Origin of the sequence: [Lactobacillus] timonensis, assembly GCF_900240275.1 — a bacterium.
Lineage (GTDB): Bacteria > Bacillota > Bacilli > Lactobacillales > Lactobacillaceae > Limosilactobacillus > Limosilactobacillus timonensis.
Map to the genome: position 1 here is coordinate 1 of NZ_LT964765.1, position 4,937 is coordinate 4,937.

Annotated in this window: 6 protein-coding genes; 4 read left to right on the forward strand and 2 right to left on the reverse strand. The window is 50.4% G+C overall.

Annotated elements, in window-relative coordinates:
* Positions 1 to 89, forward strand: an 89-nt coding sequence (locus C1710_RS08540; RefSeq protein ID WP_146002389.1) for an IS3 family transposase, incomplete at its 5' end; no start/stop codon positions are given.
* Between the two features lie 81 nt (positions 90 to 170).
* On the opposite strand, the gene C1710_RS07945 is transcribed toward C1710_RS08540, so the two are convergent.
* Together C1710_RS07945 and C1710_RS07950 are read right to left on the reverse strand one after the other, a co-directional pair.
* A complete protein-coding gene (locus tag C1710_RS07945; protein ID WP_102281853.1) occupies positions 171 to 722 on the reverse strand; it encodes a hydrophobic protein in 552 nt (183 codons plus the stop codon).
* A 45-nt stretch (positions 723 to 767) separates the two neighbouring features.
* Complete coding sequence (locus tag C1710_RS07950) at positions 768 to 1,730, reverse strand: restriction endonuclease (RefSeq protein WP_102281855.1); 963 nt, start codon at positions 1,728 to 1,730, stop codon at positions 768 to 770.
* A 99-nt stretch (positions 1,731 to 1,829) separates the two neighbouring features.
* On the opposite strand from C1710_RS07950, the gene C1710_RS07955 reads away from it, so the two are divergent.
* From C1710_RS07955 to budA, 3 genes are all read left to right on the forward strand, one after another.
* Positions 1,830 to 2,141 carry a nucleotide pyrophosphohydrolase gene (locus C1710_RS07955; RefSeq protein ID WP_102281858.1) on the forward strand — a complete coding sequence of 104 codons (312 nt, stop codon included), beginning with the start codon at positions 1,830 to 1,832 and terminating at the stop codon, positions 2,139 to 2,141.
* Between the two features lie 200 nt (positions 2,142 to 2,341).
* A complete protein-coding gene (gene alsS, locus C1710_RS07960) occupies positions 2,342 to 4,021 on the forward strand; it encodes an acetolactate synthase AlsS (RefSeq protein ID WP_102281861.1) in 1,680 nt (559 codons plus the stop codon).
* A gap of 14 nt (positions 4,022 to 4,035) precedes the next feature.
* Positions 4,036 to 4,752, forward strand: coding sequence for an acetolactate decarboxylase (gene budA, locus C1710_RS07965; protein ID WP_102281864.1), 717 nt, complete (start codon positions 4,036 to 4,038; stop codon positions 4,750 to 4,752).
* The last annotated feature ends 185 nt before the right edge of the window (positions 4,753 to 4,937 follow it).

Genomic DNA, 4,937 nt, shown 5'->3' on the forward strand with positions numbered 1-4,937 from the left:
ACCTTCACTTCTACAACTACCACCGAATCTCTTTAAAAACAAAAGGTATGAGCCCGGTTGAATACCGGACGCATACCTTATCAGTCTAATTTTCTCAACTTTGTCTAACTTTTTTGTTGCACTTCATTACCCCAAAGGCGCCTTTTTCGTCGTTATATTTGAAAATCTTCTTATTTATTTTGTGAATGCCGGTGTCGCACCGCCGCCCGACACTGCGGGTGGAAAAATAATAAACAGCCGGCGTACGCCCAACTAGTAGCCACGTTGAGCACCCAGACAAACCAGGCATTGGGCGCCCCGAAGAACGCTAAGACGGACAAGTCGCGGAGGATTTCCTTTAACAACGCCTGGGAAAACTCGTGACCCGTCAGTTCCATCCCAAAGTAAATTTCAAAGGCCAGCTGGAGGGCAAAGATGACGATCCAGCCCAGCAAGTACGGCCAATTACGTTTAACTTCCACAATCGGCCGCTGATACTGATCGACTTTACCCGTTACGTGTACCTGAACCTGCTTAGCCTGGTAAACACCCACCGCCAGGCCGACCGCTAATAAGGCCCCGGCCAGTGCCAGCGTCTGCAGTGAAAAGTCCCGCTTGAGGCTCGCCACCATCATGAAGATGGAATAAAACGGGATCAGCACCAGTTTCAACCGGGTCACCCGCTCGTATTCAAAGGTCCCCTTGATGAACCTCCAAATTAGCAGTGCCAGAAAAATTATCATGGGGAACCTCCTTTGTGGCTAGCCTTGGTTCAAAATCAGGCCAGCCTACTCATCCTGATCTTCTTCATATTCGGCAAAGAAATCTGCATCGAGACTATACAAGTCATAGCTGTGTTTAACGTTGATCCCGGCTCGGTATTCAATCATCAAATCCGTCAGCTGGTCACCATCAACCAGGATAATGCCGAGCTGGTCCGCCATCTCCTTGGCGCCGCGGGTAAATGACGAAGTGGTAATGAACACACCCTGGCTGGCATGTTTGATCTTCATCGCCGTGCCAAACTCCATAATTGCGTGCTGTTGAACAATATCACTTGCCCGGTAGTGTTTTACCTGAATGTAAACCTTCTGGACGCCGAGGGGATCCTGGCTCAAGACCCCATCAATTCCACCGTCTTTGGACCGTTTTGTGACCTGAATTTGGCCGTTATCACCCTTATAACCCATCACCGCAAAGAGATGTACCATCAGCTCTTCAAAACGGTAGTGGTTAATCTTCGCCATCCGGGCAAGTAATTCGTCCTTGGTTTGTTCGCGCTGTTCATCAAACCAGTCGTTAATATTGCCCTTCGTCAAGGTGGCACTTAACGTCGGCACTGTTTGTTCAGAATCAGCTTGCTCAACCTGGCCAGTTACCTTGGCCCTGTGCTTCGTATATTGAGGAAGCTGGTGAACTACCATTTTATTAAGGTCTAACCCGTAGGTCTTTACCATCTTCTTACCGAGCTCAGTAATTTCATAGACTGAGCGTTTGGGCGATGACAGCAGTCCCGCTACCCGCAGGTCACTGAGGGCGAAGCTTGCCCGGTTCATCGCTACATTCCGCCCATTATCGTAGGTCAAGTTTCGCAAATCAGCTGGCATTTTTACTTGGTCTAAGGTCGCCTGCTTTAATTCCTTGGCCTTCCAACGTTTCCGCTGAGTCGCTTGTTGTAACATCACTGGCAGCAGGGAATCCCACGTGGGCAGCCCCTCGGCCGTTTGTTTGAGTGTGGAATAATCAATCACCGTTTTTCTCTCCTTGCTAGATACTTTGTATTTCTATTTTATACTGAAGGATCGTTTCTGAGTATAATAATTAGTAAACTTAACTGAGGAGTATTATTCATGAACTACAAGGACACCGTTAACTTGCTCCGCAACTTTCGTGACCAGCGCGGATGGGCCAAATACCACAACTTAAAAGACCTAGCCATTTCGTTAAACCTGGAAGCCAGCGAAGTACTGGAAATTTTTCAGTGGCAGCCCAGCGACCAGCCACTGACGGACGAGCAAAAGCAGCACTTAACAGAAGAACTGGCAGATACGATGATCTACCTGATTTACATGTGTAACAAGTTGGGCATTGACCCTGGCCAAGCAATTAAGGAGAAAGTCCACTTCAATCAGACCCGGACTTGGCCGAAAATTGACCGTTAAACCCACCTTTAGAAATTTACTTCACAAAGTCGGCAATACCGACTTTTTTCGTTTCTTTCTGAGTTGCCTAGGAGTTGAGTTTGCGCTAACTAATAGTAAGAAGCTGTGCTGTGAAAACATACACAATATTGAAGCGCTTTAATTTATCCCTTAAAATAAGCTCAATTACTGTTCGGACTAGAGAGAAAGGGTTGAATTTCATGCCAAAGAAAATGTATGGTGCCGATGTTGTTGTCGACAGTCTCCGTAAACATCACGTGGGGCTCGTCTTTGGGATTCCGGGAGCTAAGATTGACCGGCTCTTTGAATCACTCGAAGACGGCACGGCTAACAATCCTAAGCTGATTGTCACCCGTCACGAGCAAAACGCGATCTTCATGGCCCAGGCCTACGCCCGGCTAACCGGGAAAACCGGGGTCACGATTGCCACCTCGGGTCCCGGGGTTGGTAACCTGACGACCGGCTTGATGACCGCCAGTGCTGAAGGCGATGCCGTCTTAGCCATCGGTGGCCAAGTTCAACGAAAGGACCTCCACCGGGCCACTCACCAATCGGCACCGTCCACGATGATTATGTCACCGATCACCAACTACGCTGCCGAAATTCAGGACCCTGAAAATATCTCCGAAATCATGGCCAACGCTTTTGAAGCTAGCCAGGGCCCTCGTCACGGTGGCGCTTTTGTCAGCCTGCCGCAAGACGTCGATGACGCTGTCGTTAAGCAAGAACCACTGCCGTACTACAACGGTGCCCAGCAGGGTCCTGCCGCCCAACAAGCACTCTGTCACTTGGCAACCCTGATTTCACAAGCTAAGTTGCCGGTCCTGCTGGTTGGTTTCCGCGGAGCTGATGACCGGACTGCCGCGGCTCTGCGTAATTTAATGAAGCACTACCACCTACCAGTTGTTGAAACTTACCAGGCCGCCGGGCTCGTTCCGCGTGAACTAGAACACGTCTCCTACTTTGGCCGTGTCGGTCTCTTCCGTAACCAGGTTGGTGACCGTCTACTGTCAGCCAGTGACCTGGTTGTAACGGTTGGCTACGACCCGATTGAATATGAACCGCGGAACTGGAACAAGGAAGGCCACCTGCGGATTATCGACTTAGATACTACTGCCGCGCAAATTGACAATAACTTCCAACCAGAAATGCAATTGGTCGGTGACCTGGCCGAAAGCCTGGACAACCTCGACAAGCTCCTGAGTGGTTACCAGTTGCCGAACGATGCCACAAAGCGTCTCGCCAAGTTCCGTCAAGAACTGATCCAGGAAGACAAAATTGACAAGCCGTCTGCCAATGGCAAGACCAGTCACCCGTTGGCAGTGGTCGAAGCACTGCAAAAGCAGGTCAACGACGATACCATTGTCACCGTCGACGTTGGTTCCCACTACATCTGGATGGCTCGTCACTTCCGCTGCTACAAGCCACGTCACCTCTTAATGTCCAACGGGATGCAGACGCTCGGTGTTGCCCTGCCGTGGGCAATGGTTGCTTCGCTGCTCCACCCTGAACGAAAAATCCTCGCCGTCTGTGGTGACGGTGGCTTCCTCTATTCCGGTGCCGAACTCGCAACTGCCGTCGCTCATCACCTTAACCTGGTGATGGTTATTTGGAACGATGGCGGGCACTACGACATGGTCCGTTTCCAGGAAGAACTGAAGTACGACAAGCCGGCCGGTATCAAGTTTGGTGAAGTCAACATCGTCAAGTACGCTAAATCATTCGGCGCTACTGGCTTGCGGGTTGACCAACCGGCTGACCTAAGCAAGGTTTTAAAGAAGGCCTTCGCCACTGATGGCCCGGTGGTCGTCGATGTTCCAGTTGACTACAGCCATAATAAGGAACTAGCAGCCAGCCTGGTTGACTCGGCACTGGGCTAAAAGGAGGCTTTTCAATGAATAGCTTATACGAACACGGGACGTTGGCAATGTTAATGGCCAAGAACCTGGCCGGGACGATCACCCTGGAAGAATTACTGAAACACGGCAGTTGCGGACTCGGTACCTTTGAAGGACTAGATGGTGAAGTCATGATCCTCGACAACGAGGTTTACCAAGCCGATTCAACCGGGAAGGTCCACCACGTCACTGACATGTCAACGACCCTCCCCTTTGCCTCGGTGCACTTTCCACAAGACACCCATGATGTTGACCTAAAGGCCGTTAACTTTGACCTCCTCAACGGTGACTTTGTGCACGACTACCAGTTGCAAAACGTCTTCGCGGCGCTCCGCTTGCACGGCACCTTAGCCGATGTCCTAATCCGGATTGCGCCGAAGCAGGAACGACCGTACCCGAGTTTGTTGGAAGTTGCCCAGGGCCAGCCAACCTTTACCCGGCAAAACATTACGGGCACCGTCTTTGGTTACTACGCCCCGGCAGCTTTTGGCAGCATTACCGCTGCCAGCTGGCACCTGCACTTCATGAGCGATGACCACCAATTTGAAGGCCACCTGCTTAGCTTTACCGCCACACAGATGGATGGTGATTACGAAGTGTTTGACCAACTGGACCAGCACTTCCCCGTTAATAACGACGAATTTAGGAAGTCCAATGTCGACCTGGAATCCCTAAGAGAAGGGATTGCTAAGTCGGAAGGACACCAGGAATAACAATCGCAAATGACCGCCAACGTTTCTTAAAAACGCTGACGGTCATTTTTGATTATTGGGCTCTACACTAAATCCTGTTGATGGATTGCCAACGTGGTAATCTGTTAACGGGATTTTTTCGTACAAAAAGGGAGCCATCACTGACTCCCTTCAGGAAAAATCTACGACCAAATAGCTTCTATCGA

Bases quoted from the DNA above. Each gene is read 5' to 3' on its own strand.
- C1710_RS07945 (WP_102281853.1), bottom strand. From the start codon at position 722: ATGATAATTTTTCTGGCACTGCTAATTTGGAGGTTCATCAAGGGGACC.
- C1710_RS07955 (WP_102281858.1), top strand. From the start codon at position 1,830: ATGAACTACAAGGACACCGTTAACTTGCTCCGCAACTTTCGTGACCAG.
- budA (WP_102281864.1), top strand. From the start codon at position 4,036: ATGAATAGCTTATACGAACACGGGACGTTGGCAATGTTAATGGCCAAG.
- alsS (WP_102281861.1), top strand. From the start codon at position 2,342: ATGCCAAAGAAAATGTATGGTGCCGATGTTGTTGTCGACAGTCTCCGT.